The 513-nt window shown below is 42.9% G+C and carries 1 protein-coding gene; it reads left to right on the top strand.

All coding sequences use genetic code 11. The annotated features are described in order from the left end of the window. Nucleotides 1-513 (top strand): ABC transporter transmembrane domain-containing protein (locus A3757_RS05875; protein ID WP_255374977.1); only part of this gene is annotated, 513 nt, incomplete at both ends.

Below are 513 nucleotides of genomic sequence, written 5' to 3'. Positions count from 1 at the left end.
TACTCGACGTTCACTCCTGCCAGGTATGAACGGTAAATTTGATATTTCCTGGTTTATCCCCGCTATTATCAAGTACAAAAAGATCTTGATGCAGGTCTTGGTTGCCTCCTTCTTTATTCAGTTATTTGCACTAATTACGCCGTTGTTCTTTCAGGTGATTATCGACAAAGTACTCGTCCATCAGGGCTTAACTACGCTCGATGTATTGTGCTTCGGTTTAATCGTCGTTTCCTTATTCGATGTGATTTTGAATGGCCTTCGAACCTACGTCTTCTCGCATACCACCAATCGGGTTGATGTGACCTTAGGGTCGCAGTTATATAACCATCTCTTGCGTCTGCCCATATCATTCTTTAATGCACGGCAAGTGGGGAATACTGTAGCCAGAGTTCGAGAGTTGGATACCATTCGTGAGTTTATTACTGGCTCTGCTTTAACGCTGATTATCGATATCCTTTTTACCGTGATCTTTTTTGTGGTGATGTACTACTACAGCCCAACCCTCACATGGAT

It is taken from the genome of Oleiphilus sp. HI0117 (genome assembly GCF_001635235.1).
This window is presented reverse-complemented; position numbering and strand designations above follow the sequence as displayed.